At 36.7% G+C, this 19,815-nt stretch carries 17 protein-coding genes and 1 riboswitch; of the genes, 14 read left to right on the top strand and 3 right to left on the bottom strand.

Annotated elements, in window-relative coordinates:
* Nucleotides 1–9 precede the first annotated feature (9 nt).
* A complete protein-coding gene (locus tag M2372_RS22195) occupies nucleotides 10–2,079 on the bottom strand; it encodes a TonB-dependent siderophore receptor (RefSeq protein WP_185018948.1) in 2,070 nt (689 codons plus the stop codon).
* A gap of 122 nt (nucleotides 2,080–2,201) precedes the next feature.
* Here M2372_RS22195 and M2372_RS22190 point away from each other — a divergent pair, with 122 nt between their 5' ends.
* The 9 genes from M2372_RS22190 to M2372_RS22150 all read left to right on the top strand — a co-directional run bounded on the left by M2372_RS22190 (nucleotide 2,202) and on the right by M2372_RS22150 (nucleotide 12,307).
* On the top strand, nucleotides 2,202–3,353 hold the full coding sequence (locus M2372_RS22190; RefSeq protein WP_123321336.1) for a homogentisate 1,2-dioxygenase: 1,152 nt from the start codon (nucleotides 2,202–2,204) through the stop codon (nucleotides 3,351–3,353).
* Nucleotides 3,354–3,537: 184 nt separating this feature from the next.
* Nucleotides 3,538–5,049: a succinate CoA transferase gene (locus M2372_RS22185; RefSeq protein WP_123321337.1), complete on the top strand. Its 1,512-nt coding sequence runs from the start codon at nucleotides 3,538–3,540 to the stop codon at nucleotides 5,047–5,049.
* Nucleotides 5,050–5,269: 220 nt separating this feature from the next.
* Nucleotides 5,270–6,544, top strand: a complete 1,275-nt coding sequence (locus tag M2372_RS22180) for an acetyl-CoA hydrolase/transferase family protein (RefSeq protein ID WP_123321338.1) — start codon at nucleotides 5,270–5,272, stop codon at nucleotides 6,542–6,544.
* A 138-nt stretch (nucleotides 6,545–6,682) separates the two neighbouring features.
* Nucleotides 6,683–7,477 (top strand): hypothetical protein, encoded by a 795-nt coding sequence (locus tag M2372_RS22175; protein WP_115972787.1) that lies wholly within the window; start codon nucleotides 6,683–6,685, stop codon nucleotides 7,475–7,477.
* 235 nt (nucleotides 7,478–7,712) lie between these two features.
* On the top strand, nucleotides 7,713–8,843 hold the full coding sequence (gene hppD / locus M2372_RS22170; RefSeq protein ID WP_115972788.1) for a 4-hydroxyphenylpyruvate dioxygenase: 1,131 nt from the start codon (nucleotides 7,713–7,715) through the stop codon (nucleotides 8,841–8,843).
* A 73-nt stretch (nucleotides 8,844–8,916) separates the two neighbouring features.
* Nucleotides 8,917–9,378, top strand: a complete 462-nt coding sequence (locus tag M2372_RS22165) for a hypothetical protein (protein ID WP_123321339.1) — start codon at nucleotides 8,917–8,919, stop codon at nucleotides 9,376–9,378.
* A gap of 56 nt (nucleotides 9,379–9,434) precedes the next feature.
* Nucleotides 9,435–10,682, top strand: coding sequence for a fumarylacetoacetase (fahA, locus tag M2372_RS22160; RefSeq protein ID WP_123321340.1), 1,248 nt, complete (start codon nucleotides 9,435–9,437; stop codon nucleotides 10,680–10,682).
* 57 nt (nucleotides 10,683–10,739) lie between these two features.
* Nucleotides 10,740–11,477, top strand: a complete 738-nt coding sequence (locus M2372_RS22155; RefSeq protein ID WP_115972791.1) for an FRG domain-containing protein — start codon at nucleotides 10,740–10,742, stop codon at nucleotides 11,475–11,477.
* Nucleotides 11,478–11,485: 8 nt separating this feature from the next.
* A complete protein-coding gene (locus tag M2372_RS22150; protein ID WP_123321341.1) occupies nucleotides 11,486–12,307 on the top strand; it encodes a flavin reductase family protein in 822 nt (273 codons plus the stop codon).
* A 198-nt stretch (nucleotides 12,308–12,505) separates the two neighbouring features.
* Here the strand turns inward: M2372_RS22150 and M2372_RS22145 are convergent, their stop codons facing one another.
* Complete coding sequence (locus tag M2372_RS22145; protein ID WP_123321342.1) at nucleotides 12,506–13,021, bottom strand: hypothetical protein; 516 nt, start codon at nucleotides 13,019–13,021, stop codon at nucleotides 12,506–12,508.
* A gap of 183 nt (nucleotides 13,022–13,204) precedes the next feature.
* Complete coding sequence (locus M2372_RS22140) at nucleotides 13,205–14,047, bottom strand: S9 family peptidase (RefSeq protein ID WP_123321343.1); 843 nt, start codon at nucleotides 14,045–14,047, stop codon at nucleotides 13,205–13,207.
* A 61-nt stretch (nucleotides 14,048–14,108) separates the two neighbouring features.
* Between M2372_RS22140 and M2372_RS22135 the strand changes: the two genes are divergently transcribed.
* The 5 genes from M2372_RS22135 (at nucleotide 14,109) to M2372_RS22115 (ending at nucleotide 19,617) form a co-directional block, all read left to right on the top strand.
* On the top strand, nucleotides 14,109–15,362 hold the full coding sequence (locus M2372_RS22135) for a PKD domain-containing protein (protein ID WP_185018950.1): 1,254 nt from the start codon (nucleotides 14,109–14,111) through the stop codon (nucleotides 15,360–15,362).
* A 15-nt stretch (nucleotides 15,363–15,377) separates the two neighbouring features.
* The gene (locus M2372_RS22130) at nucleotides 15,378–16,151 is read left to right on the top strand and encodes a HipA family kinase (RefSeq protein WP_123321344.1); all 774 of its coding nucleotides are present in this window, start codon (nucleotides 15,378–15,380) and stop codon (nucleotides 16,149–16,151) included.
* A complete protein-coding gene (locus tag M2372_RS22125; protein ID WP_115972796.1) occupies nucleotides 16,138–16,521 on the top strand; it encodes a DUF3037 domain-containing protein in 384 nt (127 codons plus the stop codon). The genes M2372_RS22130 and M2372_RS22125 overlap by 14 nt, the downstream gene beginning before the upstream one ends.
* Before the next feature lie 22 nt (nucleotides 16,522–16,543).
* Nucleotides 16,544–17,581 carry an alpha/beta hydrolase gene (locus M2372_RS22120; protein WP_123321345.1) on the top strand — a complete coding sequence of 346 codons (1,038 nt, stop codon included), beginning with the start codon at nucleotides 16,544–16,546 and terminating at the stop codon, nucleotides 17,579–17,581.
* Between the two features lie 194 nt (nucleotides 17,582–17,775).
* On the top strand, nucleotides 17,776–19,617 hold the full coding sequence (locus M2372_RS22115; RefSeq protein ID WP_185018952.1) for a carbon starvation protein A: 1,842 nt from the start codon (nucleotides 17,776–17,778) through the stop codon (nucleotides 19,615–19,617).
* A 59-nt stretch (nucleotides 19,618–19,676) separates the two neighbouring features.
* Nucleotides 19,677–19,770: riboswitch (TPP riboswitch) on the top strand.
* Nucleotides 19,771–19,815: the final 45 nt, after the last annotated feature.

Genomic DNA, 19,815 nt, shown 5'->3' with positions numbered 1-19,815 from the left:
CAAAAGGTCTCATTTTAGTGTATATTTTACCCCCAGGAATCCTCTGATACGCTGCATGGGAGCGTAGCCATATGCGGTATCGAAAGTATAATGATTTGGATTGCTGATGGGATCATCAGCATGTTTATCAAACGGGTCAAAAGGCCTCATCAGAGGATCTTTAGGAGTAAAATTGAATAAATTTTTAATACCACAATAAACTTCAAATCCGGACTTAAAGCTCTTTGAAACCTGAATATTAGCCAACGAATAAAATGGTGAGTATTCAGGACGGAAGTCATTCGGTAAAACCGGAAGTCTCATTGGCCCATAAAACTGGCCTGTAAAATCTATCGTCAGATTACTAGGAAATTTATAGGTTAAATTATAGGTTCCACTCCACTTTGGAGCATGAAGCTGCTGGGTTTTCTGATCTTCATTATCAAACTTCTGATAGACGTCAAGATACGTTACACCTAGGTTAACACTTAAGGGAAAAGAAAAACTGAAATCCACATTCAATGAAGCTCCTCTGGAAATTCCGTATCCGTTGAGATTATCATAAATAATTTTATTCGGGTCGGAATCAAAATCACCTACAATTTTATTACTGAAATAGGTATAGAATGCAGATGCATCAAGATTCACCATTCTTGTTCCTACCGGAATTTTCCAGATATAGTTTACATTTCCGTTGACAGATCGCTCAGGCTTCAGGTCTGATTTCACCAACACTTCTCTGGAACCTGTTAATGCTGCATGATCTTCTGTAAAAAGGTTGACCACTCTGAATCCTGTTCCGAAATTAAATCTTAGTGTATGATATGGGTTCGGAGAAAACTTCCAGGCAAATCTTGGAGAATGCACAGAATGATGCACCTTATCATAATCATAACGGTAGCCTAATAACAAAGTGTTCTTATCATTAATCTCCCATTGATCCTGCACAAACATACCCCAGATAGGAGATTTCATTGGAGCATTGGTTACGCCATCAGAAGCCAGCGTTCCCGGAGTATTGTCATCGTAAAAAGTTCTTTTAAAAGTTACCCCTGCTGTAATATCATGCTTTCCAAAACTTCTGTCCCAATAGGTTTGCACAAAAGCTACCTTCTGAAGCGCATTGAAAGGATTAGCTCCATAAAAAGAATTCTGATCATGGTAATTATAAGAAAACTGAGTGACAATATGTTCTTTCATTGGCCATTCATACAACCCGAAAACTTCCGCTCTGTTGGTATAAATACTTTCTCCATACACCTCATCACTTCCGCGGAAAGATTTATTCCACTGCATTTCACCTCCAAAACGGTCTTCATATAAATATCTCATAGCAAAACTCGCCTGTCTGTTTTCCTTTCTTTTAAAATTCCATTTATTAAACACTGAAATTCGGCTTTGCAGAGTAGTATCTGTAAAATTATCCTTGTTCTGATCTATCTTCTCCTGAAAGCTGAAATAATTTAAACTTAATAATGAAGCTGCATTCTTTCCAATATTAAACTTTGTGGAAAGATCCAGGTTATTCTCAGCCCATGAGCTGGTCATCATATCTATACTCAGCTTTGGAGCTGTTAAAGCATTTTTAGTGATAGTATTAATCACTCCCCCCATTGCCTCAGAACCATAAATAGAAGATGCCGGACCTTTTACCACTTCTATTCTATCCACCAGACTGTTTGGAATTCCACTCAATCCATATACTGTGGAAAGAGAGCTTACAATAGGCATTCCATCAATCAAAATCATTGTGTATGGCCCTTCAAGACCATTGATGTGAATATCTCCGGTGTTACAGACGGAACAGTTCAGCTGCGGCTTTACCCCATTGACCATACTGATGGCTTCAAAAATACTTGGAGTAGGATTTTTCTGGAAAAATTTCTGACTGTAGATCTCTACCGCCACCGGGCTTTTAGATCTGCTCATCGGTTTTATGGTTCCGGTAACCACTACATCATCAATATTACTTGTCTTGAACTCCTTCTTGGAAACCTTTACAGAATCCATTTTTTTATGTTGATTTAAACTTAAACTGTCTGTCTCCTGGGCAAAACAATAAGAGGATAAAAAAGTAATAGAAAATAATATTCGTTTCATGAAATTAAAATTGTTAGACAAATCTAACAATTATTTTTGAAATACAAAACTTGTTCATAAATATTTGATTGAGCCAATTCATGAAAAATGATTAAATTTGAGAAACTACATATCAAAGTAAAATGAGATATCATCTATCGGGAAACATCCCACAAAAAAGGCATACAGTCTTTAAATCTCCGGAAGATAAATTTTACTATGAACAGCTTTTCGGAACCGAGGGTTTTCATGGAATCTCTTCTCTATTGTATCATATTCACCGTCCTACGCAGATCAAATCAATCGGGGAACCGAAAGATGTAACGCCGAAAATTGCAGTGGATAAAAATATTACGCCAAGAATGTTCAAAGGAATGAATGTAACTCCTGAGGATGATTTCATGGACAGCCGTAAGATCCTTTTGATGAACAATGACCTGAAAATGGGATTGGCCAAGCCAAGGAAATCGATGGATTATTTCTACAAAAATGCAGAATGCGACGAACTTTTATTTGTACATGAAGGCACCGGAATTTTGAAAACGTTTGTAGGAGATCTTGAATTTGTAACCGGCGATTATCTTATTATTCCGAGAGGAACCATTTACCAAGTGGAATTACAATCTGAAAATACAGTATTCTTTGTACTGGAAAGCCACTCTCCTATTTACACTCCGAAAAGATACAGAAATGAATTCGGACAGCTTTTGGAACATTCTCCTTTCTGCGAAAGAGACATTATTGCTCCTGTTTTCAAAGAACCTAAAGATGAAAAAGGAGAATTCTTAATTAAAGTAAAGAAAGAAAACCAGATCACAGACTTCATCTATGCAACACATCCTTTTGATGTTGTAGGCTGGGACGGATATTTCTACCCTTATAAATTTAATATCAAAAACTTTGAACCCATTACGGGAAGAATTCACCAACCGCCACCGGTTCACCAGAATTTTGAAGCCCATAACTTTGTAGTGTGCTCATTCTGTGCAAGAATGTATGACTACCACCCGCTTGCTGTTCCTGCCCCATACAATCACTCCAATATTGATTCTGATGAGGTATTATTCTACACAGAAGGTGATTTTATGAGCCGTAATCACATCGATTTAATGGATTTCACTCTTCACCCGGGAGGAATTGTTCACGGACCTCATCCAGGAGCTATGGAAAGAAGTATCGGAAAAAAATTCACGGAAGAATATGCCGTAATGGTAGACCCTTTCCGTCCCTTAAAAATTACGGAAGAAGCTTTAAAAGTGGAAGATCCGTCTTACAAAACTTCATGGTTGGAATAAAATTGTAAAAGTGTTTTCATAAAATAAGAAAAAACTATTACTGAATACATATAAAAGCTGCTTTAAATCCTTTATTTAAAGCAGCTTTTTTCGTAAATTTGTAAGGTATGGTTCACATATATTACCATCATTATTTTTCATAACGCATCCTAAGTAATGGTGGTTTAATAAAAATCAATATTACATGTTAGAAAGAATCAGATTAGAAAGTTTACACGAAAAGGTAACAACAGCTGAAAACGCTGTAAAAATGATTAAAGACGGTATGACCATAGGGTCCAGCGGCTTTACCAAAGCAGGTGACAGCAAAGCCATTTTGCCGGCACTTGCAGAAAGAGGAAAAACAGAAGATCTTAAAGTCACTTTAATGACCGGAGCTTCATTGGGACACGGCACAGACGGGAAACTGGCGGAAGCCAATGTCTTAAAAAAGAGAATGCCCTTTCAGGTAGATCCTACTTTAAGAAACAAAATCAATAAAGGTGAAATTCTCTTTATCGATCAGCATTTAAGTGAAAGTGCCGAACTTCTTCACACCAAAAATCTTCAGAGCATTGACGTAGCCGTTATAGAAGCTGCTTATATCGAAAGAGATGGAAGTATTGTACCCACCACTTCAGTAGGAAATTCAGTGACCTTTGCTGCTTTGGCTAAAAAAATCATCATTGAAATCAATACGGAAGTTCCTGAAGAAGTATATGGTATCCACGATATTTACCAGGCTGAAGATTATCCTTACAGAAATGTAATTCCTATCGTTGCTCCATGGAATAAAATCGGAAGAAAAAGTATTCCTGTTGATCCCAATAAAATTGAAGCCATTGTTTTCACCAATCTTAAAGACAGTCCCGCAGATATTGCAGAACCTGACGAGAAAACAACAGCTATCGCCAAACACCTTCTCGGATTCTTTGAGAATGAAGTACAGCTAGGACGTCTTACAGACAGACTGCTCCCTCTTCAGGCAGGAATCGGAAAAGTAGCTAATGCTGTACTTACAGGTTTTAAAGACAGTAATTTTTATGACTTAACGATGTTTTCCGAAGTACTTCAGGACAGTACCTTTGATCTGATAGATTCCGGTAAATTAAGTTTTGCATCTGCATCATCTATTACCGTTTCTAAAGAATGCTATGAGCGCGTACTTGGAAACCTTTCAAAATATAAAGACAAGTTTGTTCTAAGACCCCAGAATATTTCCAATACACCAGGATTAATAAGAAGACTTGGAGTAATCGCAATCAATACAGCGATTGAATTTGATATCTACGGAAATGTAAACTCAACGCATATTGGCGGAACAAAAATTATGAACGGAATCGGAGGCTCGGGAGACTTTGCAAGAAATGCTTACTTAAGTATTTTTGTAACGCAGGCAGCTTCCAAAGGGAATAATATTTCACACGTCCTTCCAATGGTTTCTCATACAGATCATACTGAACATGATGTTGATATCTTGGTAACAGATGTCGGATTGGCTGATTTAAGAGGCCTTGCACCCAGAGAAAGAGCTCAGAAAATTATTGACAATTGTGTTCATCCTGATTACAGGGAAGAATTACAGTCTTATTTTGACAGAGCCTGTGAACGTGGAGGGCATACTCCTCACTTACTGGAAGAAGCGTTCAGCTGGCATTTACGTTTCTCTGAAACAGGAAGCATGAAGCAAACCATGGCAACCGAAGTTTCCAATTAGAAACTTTCACAAGCTTACTAAAATCTATAAAAGGATCAGATGTTAATCATTTGGTCCTTTACTTTTTTATTAGAATTATATGAATTAATATGATAAAAATCTTCTAAAATCATTGAAAATATTTAAAATAAATAAGGATATAAAGGTTATCTTTGAGAGAGAGGTTAGGCATTTTATGAAATAGAAATTAGTCAGGAATTTTATAATAAAAAGATAAAATATGAATAATTACATCAGCGCAGAAGAAGCGATATATACGATAAAAAGCGGTAACCGTGTATTTTTCCACGGCAGTGCATGTACTCCCAATTATCTGATTGACGAACTGGCAAGACAGGCTCACAGACTGGATAAAGTAGAAATGGTTTCTATTACCCAACAGGGAAATATAGAAATTGCAAAACCGGAGTATAAAGACAAATTCTTTGTCAATTCCCTATTCGTATCTACGCCGGTGCGCGATGCTGTAAATTCAGACAGAGGAGACTTTGTTCCTGTATTTTTAAGTGAAATCCCAATCTTATTCAGAAAGAATATCCTTCCGCTTGATGTTGCTCTGATCACTGTTTCTCCACCTGACAAACATGGGTTCTGTACATTGGGAACCTCAGTAGATATTGCAAGGGCTGCCGTAGATACAGCGAAAACTATTGTGGCAATGGTAAACCCAAGAATGCCAAGAACTCATGGGGATGGAATGATCCACATCAGCAGAATCCATAAGCTGGTTTGGCATGAAGAAGAGCTTCATACTGTAGATTACAGTTCTAAAGTAGGCCCTGAAGAAATGCTGGTTGGAAAAAATGTAGCGGAACTTATTGAAGACCGATCTACCCTTCAAATGGGTATCGGGACTATTCCTGATGCTGTTTTACAATGTTTACATAACCATAAGGACCTTGGCATTCATACCGAAATGCTGAGTGACGGAGTGATAGACCTTATTCAGGATGATGTAATCAATAATAAATATAAAGGCTACAACGATAATAAAACCATTACCAGCTTCTGCTTCGGAACCAGAAAGCTCTATGATTATGTGGATGATAACACCGTCTTTGCATTCAGAGATGTAAGTGAAGTGAACTTCCCGATCAATATCATGAAGAACAAAAAACTGGTAGCCATCAACTCTGCCATTGAAATTGACCTTACCGGACAGGTATGTGCCGATTCTATCGGAACTTTACAATATAGTGGCATTGGCGGGCAAATGGACTTCATGCGTGGGGCTGCTTTAAGTGAAGATGGAAAACCTATTATTGCCATCACAGCAAGAACTAAAAAAGGAATTTCAAGGATTGTTCCTTTCCTGAAACAGGGGGCAGGTGTAGTTACCACAAGAGGGCATATCCATTATGTGGTTACAGAATACGGTACCGCTTATCTGTATGGAAAGAATCTTCGTCAGAGAGCGCAGGAGCTCATTAGTATTGCCCACCCTGATGACAGAGAAATGCTTGAAAGAGCTGCTTTTGAAAGGTTTAAACACTGATAATCAAACATTAATACTTTTTAACTTTAATTTTTGTTTAGAATTTAAAAATATATATTTAACTTATACCAGCAAAACATAAAAAAGCCTTAATATTTTGGCAATGTTTTTGATAAAAATCTTTCTAAAACAAGGAAATTGAAGACTATATATAATTCGATAAGAGAAGAAGTGGTAAAGCATTCAAAAGTAAGGAATTCAGTTTTGGGGAATGTGAATGAATGGAAGAGAAGCCATTATATTATTCTTTCCGAAATTATTAAAGATGAACTTTCTGATGCAGAAGAACTTAAAGGAGGTAAAAAATTTGAGATCGGGAACACTATTTCTCATGTTACCCTACAGCGTTTTTTTGAAAATGACTATCAGGATAAAACCCACAGTGATTTAAGATTCTTAAAAACACTGGATAAAATATGCATTTTTCTGGGGCACAAAGATCTTAATGACTATATCCTTTCTGTAAGGCATAAGAAACCAAACCAGCTGGAAACAGGTGATTTGTCATTATTGACCAGGTTGGTATATGATTATTGTGCGAGAGCTTTTGAATTCTATAAGCAGTTTCCCAATCATAATACCGAAGTTTTTAAAGATCTGGTATTTAATGATTCTCCTTTTCTGGAAAGGGTTTCACAATTCAGTAAAGAACTTTGTGACAAAGATTTTCAGTTGGTAACAAAAAATAACCGTTCCAACTATGAAGTTTTTGACATTCATGTAGTGACAGATGAACCGGATAAAAAAATACTGGAATCCCAGGAATTCTGGAATCTTTTATTTAAAACAGGTGGAACCGGAGAGGAGCATTTTGTGAACCAACTCAGTACACAAATCTATTTTTTCAAAAAAATAGACAACACCTGGAAAATCTGGGACAATTACAATCCGGATGCAGGAATGCTCAACCGAAAGATAGAAACCGTATCATAATAAGAAAGCCGCAGAGATGATCTGCGGCTTTCATGTTCGAAATATTTTTTTCTCACTTGTTTTTTGTTCTACAAATGTAAGCAGCTTATTTCAAACATAAGAAACTTAAATATACTTAAGTGAACACTTCTTGAACTTTATGTTAAATATATTCAATGAATCAACGGTAATATTTTCGCTATATCCAAGAATTTTGTAATTTGCATACCAATAAAATAAAAGTAAAAGAGAAAATATGTCAACACTTACATTTGCCGAGAAGATTGCTCAAGCAGAGAATTTCTTACCGATCAACGGTACAGATTACATTGAGTTTTATGTAGGAAATGCAAAACAGGCGGCCCACTATTACAAAACCGCTTTCGGTTTTCAGTCTGTAGCATATGCGGGTCCTGAAACAGGAGTAAGAGACCGCGCATCTTATGTGCTTCAACAGGGAAAAATCAGATTGGTACTTACCACAGGGCTTAAATCTGACTCTTCTATCAGCGAACACGTAAAAAAACATGGTGACGGAGTAAAAATTTTGGCACTTTGGGTAGATGACGCGTATGCAGCATTCGAAGAAACAACCAAAAGAGGTGGTAAGCCTTATTTAGAGCCTGTAACTTTAACTGATGAGCATGGTGAGGTAAGAATGTCCGGTATCTATACGTACGGAGAAACTGTTCACATGTTTATAGAAAGAAAGAATTACAATGGTGCTTTCATGCCAGGGTATGAGAAATGGGAAAGTGCCTACCAACCTGAAGAAGCTGGTTTACTGTATGTAGATCACTGCGTAGGAAATGTAGACTGGAACAGAATGGTCCCTACTGTAGAATGGTATGAAAAAGTAATGGGATTTGTGAACATCCTTTCTTTTGACGACAAACAGATCAACACAGAATATTCTGCATTGATGTCTAAAGTAATGTCAAACGGAAACGGATATGCAAAATTCCCTATCAACGAACCTGCAGAAGGCAAAAAGAAATCTCAGGTAGAAGAATATCTTGATTTCTATGAAGGTGAAGGAGTACAGCACATTGCTGTAGCAACAAAAGACATTATCCATACTGTAACCGAGCTTAAGAAGCGTGGTGTAGAATTCCTCTCTGCTCCACCAGAAGCTTATTACGACATGGTTCCTCAAAGAGTTGGCCATATTGATGAAGATCTTAAAAAACTTCAGGACTTAGGTATACTTATTGATCATGATGAAGAAGGATATCTATTACAGATCTTTACCAAGCCTGTAGAAGACCGTCCTACTCTATTCTTCGAAATCATTGAAAGACACGGTGCACAGAGTTTTGGTGCCGGAAACTTCAAAGCATTGTTCGAAGCATTAGAAAGAGAGCAGGAAAGAAGAGGAAATCTTTAATTTTACAATCAGAAATAGTAAGTTTTGTCAGGATGCAAGGTTCTGACAAAACTTTTTTATAAAACACAGCATAATGAGAAAACTTTTAATTGGAATTTTATTCTTTGGAACCTTAGGCGTAAAAGCACAATACGGATCACTGAATGCAATTCTGGACAGACTTGAAGCAAGAAGAGGTATCAATCAGAATCTTGAAAAGGTAGATATCAACAACAAAAAGTTTGTTTTCATTAAAGATGAAGCAGACCACACAGAAAGAGATTTTATTGTTATTAAAGGAAACAGTGCAACCTATGTAGAGGTTTTTGATGATAAAGCCACTGGTGAAAGCAGTTCTAATGTCTTTACCGGCGATATTGTCAGAAAAAAGAACATCGTTTCTTTGCGGGCAGATGTACTTGAAGGTAAAAAAATCCCGATGCCAGTTACAAAAACGTTATTGCTTACTCAACAGGACAATATCCTCTATCTTATCGATATCAATACCAGAGACCGATGGATTGATGAAGCCTCTTACTCAAAAAAGGCAAAATAAACATCTTGGGGAACGTTTCTCAGGATGATATTTTAATCTAACTAAAATCTAAACTTATGAAATCATTTGTAGACTATTCCTCAAATTCGGATTTTTCTATACATAATATTCCTTTCGGAGTGGCAGTATTCAACAAGGAATACATCGGATGCTGCACAAGAATCGGAGATCAGGTTATTGATCTTGCGACCCTTTACGACCTTGGCTATTTTGAAGATATTGAAGGCTTAAATGACAATGTTTTTGAAGCCTACACCATCAATGAATTTATTGAATTAGGTAAACCAGTTACCAATGCGGTTCGTATCAAAATTCAATCTTTATTACAGGAAGGTTCTGCATTGTCAAAAGACCAGAAAACAATTGAAGAGGCTTTCTATGACCTTGATAAGGTAAAAATGATGATGCCGGTTCACATTCCAAACTATACAGATTTCTACAGTAGCATTGAACATGCTACCAATGTAGGAAAAATGCTCCGTGATCCTGCGAATGCATTATTCCCTAACTGGAAACACTTACCGGTAGGTTACCATGGAAGAGCATCCTCAATCGTTGTTTCCGAAACGGAAATCAACCGTCCGAAAGGTCAGACGAAACCTGCTGATGCAGACAAACCTGTTTTCGGACCTTGCAAGCAATTGGATTTTGAACTGGAAATGGCTTTCATCATCAACAGAAATACGGAGATGGGAGAAAGTATTTCTACTCAGGATGCTGAAGATGCAATCTTCGGAATGGTGATCTTCAATGACTGGTCTGCAAGAGATATCCAAGCATGGGAATACGTTCCTCTAGGGCCATTCCTTGCGAAAAACTTCGGTTCATCTATTTCTCCATGGGTCGTTACCCTTGAAGCTTTAGAACCATTCAGAACTGGTTCTCCTACACAGGATCCTGAAGTTTTAGAATATTTAAAATTTGAAGGTGATAAAAACTATGATATCAACCTTGAGGTGTATATCCAACCTGAAAATGGGGAAGAAAACTTAATCTGTGAAAGCAACTATAAGCACATGTACTGGAATATGGCCCAGCAACTGGCTCACCACACCGTAAACGGTTGTAATGTAGAAGTAGGTGATATGTATGCAAGTGGAACCATCTCAGGAAGTGATCCAAAATCTTTCGGTTCTATGATGGAATTAACCTGGAGAGGGCAGAATCCTTTATCATTAAGCAATGGTGAAGAAAGAAAATTCATTGAAGATAATGATACGGTTACCATGAAGGCATGGGCTGAAAAAGAGGGTGTGAGAGTAGGTTTCGGTGAAGTTACCGGTAAAATTATTCCAACACTTTAAAACTAATTGTTTTTATTATTAAATATTAAATCCCTCTAAATTTTATTTTTCAAATATATGAAGAAGCCTCTTAGCTTAAAAAATGGTATAAAAGAATTCATATTAGACGATTGGAATGATTTTCATGATCTTATAATATCAGATATTACAAGAAAAAATTATGTTTATCGTGGACAAAAAGATGAAAAATGGAAATTAGAGCCAACATTACATAGGAATCTAAAATCTTTATCAGAGGACAAATTTATCATACAAAAAACCAAACTGTTAGAGGCATTTAAAATCTCCTTAAGAGGTAAAACTAATTACTATAAAGATGTAATAAATGATGAAAATGAATTATGGGCTATTGGTCAACACAATTTTCTACATACTCCACTTTTAGATTTTACACTATCTCCATATGTTGCTGCATATTTTGCTTTCTATGAGAAAGAATATGATGGTGAATATAGAATAATATATGCTATTTCTCAAAAAAATATTATTGAGAATCATGATGATTCTTTGGAAGTTTTTAAACCTACAACAGATTATAATAACAGATTAATTAATCAAAGTGGTCTTTTTGTCAATTTTAAATCGAAAGATGATATTGAAACTCTAGTTACAAAAAAATATGCTCTAAATAAGGACGGGAAAATTAAAATGTATAAAATTAAGATCAAAAATGACCAAAGAGAAAAATGCTTAATCTCTTTAAATAAAATGAATATCAATCATAATACATTATTCCCGGATTTGTATGGAGCAGCATTATATTGCAATTTAGGATTACAAATAAATAACTATTAAACAAAAACATGAAAACAGTAATCCCTTCTGAAATCACCTCCGTACAGCTTCAAACCATTATGCAGACCGCCGTTTCACCGCGTCCTATTGCATTGGCTTCTACGGTGGATAAAGACGGAAACAATAATTTATCTCCATTCAGTTTTTTCAATATGTTCAGTACGGTTCCTCCGATTCTGATCTTTTCACCATCGAGGAGGGTGCGTGACAATACAACAAAACATACTCTTGAAAATGTATTGGAAGTACCGGAAGTAGTGATCGGAACAGTCAATTTCCCGATTGTACAGCAGATATCTTTAGCTTCTACAGAATATGAAACAGGAATTAATGAGTTTGTAAAGTCTGGACTTACTATGAAAGATGCTGATCTGGTGAAACCCAAACTGATTGAGGAATGTCCTGTAAACTTTGAATGTAAAGTTTTAGAGGTGAAATCTTTAGGAGACCAAGGTGGAGCAGGAAATCTTGTAATCTGTGAGGTTCAGAAAATTCATATCAGAGAAGAATACCTGAATGAAGCGGGAAATCTAGATCAGCAAAAGCTTGATATGGTAGCCCGTTTAGGAAGCAACTGGTATTCCAGAAGTAATGAAAACAGTCTTTTTGAAGTTCCAAAACCATTGGTAACAAAAGGAATTGGATTTGATCTTTTGCCGGATGATATCAAATACAGCAAAGTATTTACAGGAAACGATCTGGGAATGCTTGCTAATGTTGAGGTATTGCCTTTAGGAGAATATCATTCGGATGAGAATGTTCATCAGGATGCTCAAAAATTATTACTGGAAAGTAAAATTGAAGAAGCCTGGAAGATTTTAATCAGATAATCTGAATGCAGCGTATTCTGAATGCCTGCTAGACAAAGATAAAAAGGCTACCATTCTCACTCCAACAAGTGAAATGATAACAATAAAAAACTTCAGAAGCCTTTTAAAATTAGTAAGAAAATAATGAAATATAAAATAGGCTGCCTCACTTTTGAGACAGCCTATTTTGTATTTTTAATAGGTTGATAGCCTTAATTTTTATTTTGATTTTAAAGCATCTGTTACTGTGATTTTCCCCTTTTCTGCAAAGTCTGTTACTTTACTGTTTTTATCAATGGAAACATTCAGGTTATCATTTTTAGAATCATAATACATGTAGGTAGCATATCCCGGACAATCGTGTTGTTTACATCCGTGAAGTTTATAAATCCCGTTATCAGATACGATAGGTCCTTCTACATCGAAGTTTTTTACCATTTCATCATATTCTTTTCCAACGAGCTTTTTCACTCTTTCGGCAAAGCTTTTATCTTCAAATAATTTAATATCATGGGGGTACTTTCCTTCATTTTTGGTAATTGCTTCAATGGTAGCAGCTGTAGAAGGGGCTGCAGCAGTTACTGAATCTGTCTTTGGAGCCACAGTAGAATCTTTTGTCATTACTGTAGCCAGTGTGTCTGTACTTACAGAAGACTGGATTGGAGTTTCTTTTTTACAGGAAACAACAGCTCCCAATAATAGCAATGCAATACTGCCTGTAATAACTTTTTTCATAATAATATTTAGTATGGTGGTTAATATAATACAACGTAATTTCAGCCGTTTTATTTTATATTCTTTCTTGTATTCAGTGCTTCCAAAACGGTAATTTTCCTTTTTCTATAAACTCATTGATCTTTCCATCTTCAATCAGAACAAAGAACTGTGCCAAAAAATATCAATCTTTTCATCAGATCTCTATTTTATGTTTTTATTTAAAAAATCAATGCACTTTTCTGTTACTGTATCCAGATCCTTTGGCAAATCGGGATCTGTCCAGGGTTCTTTTGCTCCAAAGGTATGATTTCCGTTTTCAATAAGAAAAAGCTCTGAATTCGGATTAAGAATATGAAGATGTTCTGCATGCTTTGCATTTACAGCTTCGTCTTCTGTTCCATGGATAATCAGCATATAAGCCTTAGCCATTTCCGCAGCCCGTTCTACATCAAAACGGTGTATATTCTGTTCATAATCTTCATAAAACTGATAGTAATGGGGCATTTCCTGATTTGTACGGCCATTCAGGGCATAATAAACGCCTTCCTTTTTCCAGTTTTCAAAAGAATCACCTGTTGGAAAGCGGTCTAGCGTATCTACACTAGCCAGCGTAATCAATCCGTTGATCCTTTCGTCTTCAAAAGTTTTGATAATAGAGATGCCTCCTCCCCTGCTGTGTCCTATCAGGATTACTTTTTCATAATCTACATGCGGGTCCTGGATAAAATGGTCGATAACAACCCCCAAATCAGACAGTTCTTTTGTATAATTATTATTTCCAAAAGCCTCAAGATCAGCAAAATCATGAGGAGAATCTACCGTTGTTCCGTTATGGGAAAAATTAAACTTCACAAAGAAAAAACCGGCCTGGGCAAACATTTCAGCCATTAACCCCCATGCTCCCCAGTCTTTATAGCCTTTATACCCATGCACAAAAACGACTAAAGGCAGTTTTTTTTGAGTGTCATTATAAAAAGCATCAGCAAGAAAACCTTTTGTTTCTTTATTTTCTAAATAAATATTCTTTTCACTAATCAAATTCATAAAATAATTGGCTTTTATTCAATATTCTTTATATTTAGAATACTAATTTTAATTGAAATTTATGAAAAAAACTCTACTCTTTTTATTTTTAATTGCGTTTTCTGCCATCTTTAGTCAGACCAGCAAAAAAGTCTTCTTTATTGGGAATAGTTATACCTATTTTAACGACTTACCCGCTTTAATCCAAGATATTGCCCAATCTACAGGGGATATTCTGGAACACCAAAGCCAGACTCCCGGAGGTTCAACTCTTCAACAGCATGTTAACAGTACTACAGTAACAACTCTCATGCAGGGAAATTGGGACTATGTGGTATTACAGGAACAAAGCCAGCTTCCTTCTTTTACAGATCAGCAGGTGCAAAACTTAGTGTATCCTTATGCAGCCCAGCTTTCAGACCTTATTAAAAGTACAAACGGGTGTGGCAATGTTATTTTCTATATGACATGGGGACGTAAAAACGGAGATGATTCCCGTTGTAATGTACAGCCTTCAGTTTGTACTTATGAGGGAATGGATGATTTGATTTCTCAACATTATATTGAAATGGCAAAAATGAATGAAGCCTTATTGTCTCCCGTAGGTAAAGTTTGGCGGACAATCAGACAGCTGGATCCGGCAATGGAGCTTTATGATCAGGACAAATCACATCCCAGCTATATAGGCTCAATGGCAGCAGCATATACATTTTATGCAGTTATATTTAAAAAAGATCCTACCCTTGCTCCTTATAACGGAAACCTTACTGCAGCAGAAGCACAGTTCATCAAAAATACGGTAAAGGATGTTGTTTATGATTCAATGGACCCCTGGAATATCCTTTCCAATGATGTATACAGCAGATTCAAATATGAATTCACGGGAGGCTTTACAGTAAAGTTTACCAACAAATCTAAAAATGCAACAACCTATTTATGGGATTTTGGAGACGGAACAACTTCTACCCTGGAGAATCCTGAGCACACATATTCTGCTCAAGGAAATTACAATGTACAGCTTACAACCAATGCCTGTGGAGGCAATAGTACCAAAACCAAACTATTACCCCTCGGCAGCCTTAGTACAAAAGAAACAGACATAGAAGATCCTGCTCAGATTTATCCTAATCCAACACAAAACTTTATTACTATTATCACCAGAAAGAAAGCAGAGATCCTTTCTCTTACTGATGCCAGTGGAAGAATGGTATCTTATCTTCTGAATACAACAGATTCAGGATATACTGTACAGCTCCATCATTTATCTGCCGGAGTTTATTTTTTAAAGTATAAAACGGGAGAAAAAGAATTCACTAAAAAAATTATTAAAAAATAAGCTTATTTTTGCTTCATGCAGAATTTAAGAACAGTAACTGTAATGCGTTACATTCTGCCATTAAGAGAGGGAGGTTCACTTCCTGCTCTGGCAGAAGCTGATGATGATTTTAAATATGTCTTAAAATTCCGTGGCGCCGGTCATGGAGTTAAAATGCTCATCTCCGAATTTATAGGAGGAAGGATTACAGAGGCTTTAGGATTAAAGATTCCTGAGCTGGTTTTTGTGAATCTTGATGCAGACTTCGGCAGAACGGAAGCTGATGAAGAGATACAGGATCTGCTCAAGTTTTCTGAGGGGCTTAATCTCGGTTTACATTATCTCTCCGGCTCTATCACCTATGATCCCGGAGTAAGTGTTGACCCGCTTCTGGCCTCAAAGATCGTTTGGCTGGATGCATTTATTACCAATATCGACCGTACCTATAAGAACGCAAATATGCTGATGTGGCATAAGGAACTCTGGATCATTGATAACGGAGCTTCGTTCTATTTCCACCATTCATGGCAGAATTTTGATGCGGCAGCAAAGACTCCGTTCAAATATGTGAAAGACCATGTTCTTCTTACCAAAGCCAAAATGCTGGATGAAGCGGATCAGTTTGCACATGAGGTACTGAATGAAATACTTTTCAGGGATATTGTCAATGCTATTCCTGAGGACTGGTTACATTGGAATGATGCCGATGAAACTCCTGATGAGATCCGTGAAATTTATTTTCAGTTCATGAAAACCCGACTGGAAAATTCTCAAATCTTTTTAAACGAAGCTAAAAATGCAAGAGGATAAAATATATGAATACGCGGTAATACGCTTGGTACCAAAGGTTGAAAGAGAAGAGTTTTTCAATATAGGACTTGTGATGTTTTCTAAAAAGGAAAAATTCATACGGGTGGAATTCTATTTATGTCCTGATAAATTCAAGCTAATGCACAGCAAACTGGATTATGATGATGTCATCCAAAACCTTGAAAGTTTTCAGAAAATAGCTAATGGCGATAAAGAGGGCGGACCTATTGCTCTGTTTGATATTCCTGAACGTTTCCGATGGCTGACTGCTGTAAGAAGTGCTGTTGTACAAACTTCAAGACCTCATCCGGGGAAATCTAAAGACTTAAATACTACTTTTGGTAAACTTTTTGAGGAGTTAGTAAAATAACATACTTCTTAAAAAAGTTCTTATGAAATCATCTATAAACAACATATCAATCAACAGGTTTTTTACAAACCTGTTTTTTGTTTTATTTTTAATCTTTTCCAGTTTATTTTTTTCACAATCTTTTTCACAAGGACCGCCTCCTAAAACTCCTCGTGTAAAAAGTATCCTACTTCCGGAAATCACAGCGCTTACCGAAAATATTGTATACAAAACCAATAAAAAAGGAGATCCCATTGCATTGGATCTTTATATGCCGAAAAATATTTCTGCTGAAAAAATCCCCGTATTAATCTATGTACATGGTGGTGGCTGGATAGAAGGTGATAAAGTGATTCATGCAGATGATTATGTAGAAACAACCATAAAAAAACTCACCCCAAAGCAATATGCCATTATCAGCATCAATTACACACTTCTTAACGACAATACCCATTTCCCATTACCTTTGGAAGACACTAAAGATGCCGTAAGATGGGTTAGAAAAAATGCGGAGAAGTATAATTTTGACACTAATAATATTGGTCTTTTCGGAGCTTCTGCCGGAGCGCAGCTTTCACTGTTGGCAGCCTATACGCCCGACAATACTTTTATTGGAAGTCAGGAACTTTCTTCTTATTCTGCAAAAGTAAATTATGTGATTGATCATTATGGTCCCGCAGATCTGAATAAGCTTTTCCATACCGGGCTGGGTACAATTCCTGTTTCTATGATAAAAATGATGTCCAAAAAGATTGTTAGTCTGCAGCAGGGACTCGTAAAAGGAATTTCCGGCTATGATCTGAATAAAGACCAGCAAAGAGCTATAGACTATTTAAAAACAGTTTCTCCTGTTAATTATGCTTCAGAAGGTGTTCCTACTTTAATTGTACAGGGAAATAAAGATAAAGTGGTTCCTTTAAGCCAGGCCAAAAAACTACACAGGAAATTAAAAAGAGAAAAAATACAGACTTCTTTACTTATTATTGAGAACGGGGTTCATAGCTTTTCAACCACAGATAAAGAGACTCTGGATAAAATGACCGATCAGATGGTTGATTTTATTATCTCCCAAAAGAAATAATATACATCCTCTAAGATCAAGAAAACACAAACAACTGTAAATAAAATATTTAAATAAACACAAAACAACAAATATGCTAGATTGATATACATATTCATATTTTTTACCTGAAAAATAATTACCTTGGCCATTGTTTACATTATTTACAATAAAACAATATTTTAATTATTTATTCATTAAAAAAAATAAGAAACATGGATTCTTTAAACAATATCAACGCGCTTACCCTCATATTTGTTTCTGTTCTTATTTTCGCGATAGCTTACCGCTTCTATGGTATTTTTATTGCCAATAAAGTTCTTAAACTTAATGATGAAAATATGACTCCCGCTGTAGAATTTGCAGATGGTAAAGATTATGTAGCAACGAATAAAAATGTACTCTTTGGGCATCATTTTGCTGCTATCGCAGCAGCCGGACCACTAGTAGGACCTGTTCTCGCTGCACAGTTCGGATATCTTCCCGGTGCACTATGGATCTTAATAGGCTGTGTACTGGGAGGTGGTGTTCATGATATGGTTGTCCTTTTTGCTTCCGTGAGACATAAAGGTCAAAGCCTTGCGACTATTGCCTCAAAAGAAATAGGGAAAGCAACAGGAACAGTAGCAGGTTTTGCGATCCTCTTTATCCTGGTTCTTACACTGGCGGGCTTATCTCTGGCATGCATCAATGCAATGCATGAAGCTTCGTGGTCTCTTTTTACCGTAGTGATTACCATGCCTATTGCCATCATTATGGGATTGATTATGCGCTATAAAAAAAATAGTGTTCTGTTTGCAAGTATCTTAGGAGGTATTCTATTGATTGCCGGAATTATCGGAGGTCATGGGCTGATGCAGAATCCAACCATGAATAATTTATTTTCATGGAATATTAAAACAATTTCCATTGCCATTCCGTTGTATGGTTTTATTGCTTCCGTATTACCGGTATGGCTCCTTTTAGTTCCAAGGGATTACCTTTCCACTTATTTAAAAATAGGAACTATTATTATGCTGGCTATCGGGGTAATTGTTATACATCCTACGGTGCAGATGCCTGCTATCACAGCTTTTGTAAACGGTGGAGGCCCCATTATAGGAGGCCCGGTACTTCCTTTTATTTTTATTGTTATTGCCTGTGGAGCAATTTCCGGATTCCATGCTGTAATTGCTACGGGTACCACGCCCAAAATGCTGAATAAAGAAAGAGAAATTCTTTTTGTAGGCTACGGGGCTATGCTTGTAGAAGGTTTTGTAGCATTAATGGCCCTTATTGCCGCCTGTACATTAATGCCAGGGGATTATTTTGCCATCAATACCCCGAAAGAGGCTTATGATTCATTCCTTGCCACTCATCCTTCTCTACACGGTGTAGATATTGATTACTATTCACAGAAAATTGGAATTGACCTCTATGGCAGAACAGGAGGTGCCGTATCCCTTGCCGTTGGGATGGCTCATATCTTCAATAAAATCCCATATATGGATCAGCTGACTGCTTATTGGTATAATTTTGCGATTATGTTTGAGGCTGTTTTTATCCTTACTGCTATTGATGCAGGAACAAGGGTGGGCCGTTTCTTTTTGCAGGAAATGCTGGGATCTGTAGTTCCAAAATTTAATGATAAAAACTGGATTCCCGGAATCATCATCAGCAGTCTTCTTTTCACTTTTGCCTGGGGATATCTGGTGTATACAGGGAATGTAAACAGTATCTGGCCGTTATTCGGAATCAGTAATCAGCTATTGGCGGCCTGTGGACTTATTGTCTGTACAACGATGCTGATAAGAATGAACAGGGGAAAGTATGCATTGTGTTCAGCTATTCCCGGCGTGTTTATGGCCATCATTACATTCTGGGCCGGTTATATTCAGGTAACCTCTATTTATATTCCCAAAGGGCAGTATTTACTTGCCGCATTGGCAGCAACAGCAATGATCCTTATGCTTATTGTATTTATAGGAGCTTTCAGAAAATGGTATCAGTTACTGCAAATTAACAAAACAGAGATTGATCATTATGGAGAACCGGTGAAAGAACTGGTAGAGAGATAATAGGCTTTCTACAAAATCCATTAAAGGTTTTTGCTTCCTCTGATAATTTTTATACATTTGTTTTGCTTTAGGGGGTATTCTGAAAAGAATTGAGAGAGTCCCTTTGAACCTGATACGGCTTACACCGACGTAGGGAAAAGCAAAATGACATGATTTCTTGATGTCTTTTGTTCCGGATTTTTTCCTAAAGCTATTTTT

This window comes from Chryseobacterium sp. BIGb0232 (assembly GCF_024810195.1).
Taxonomy (GTDB): domain Bacteria; phylum Bacteroidota; class Bacteroidia; order Flavobacteriales; family Weeksellaceae; genus Chryseobacterium; species Chryseobacterium pennae.
This window is presented reverse-complemented; position numbering and strand designations above follow the sequence as displayed.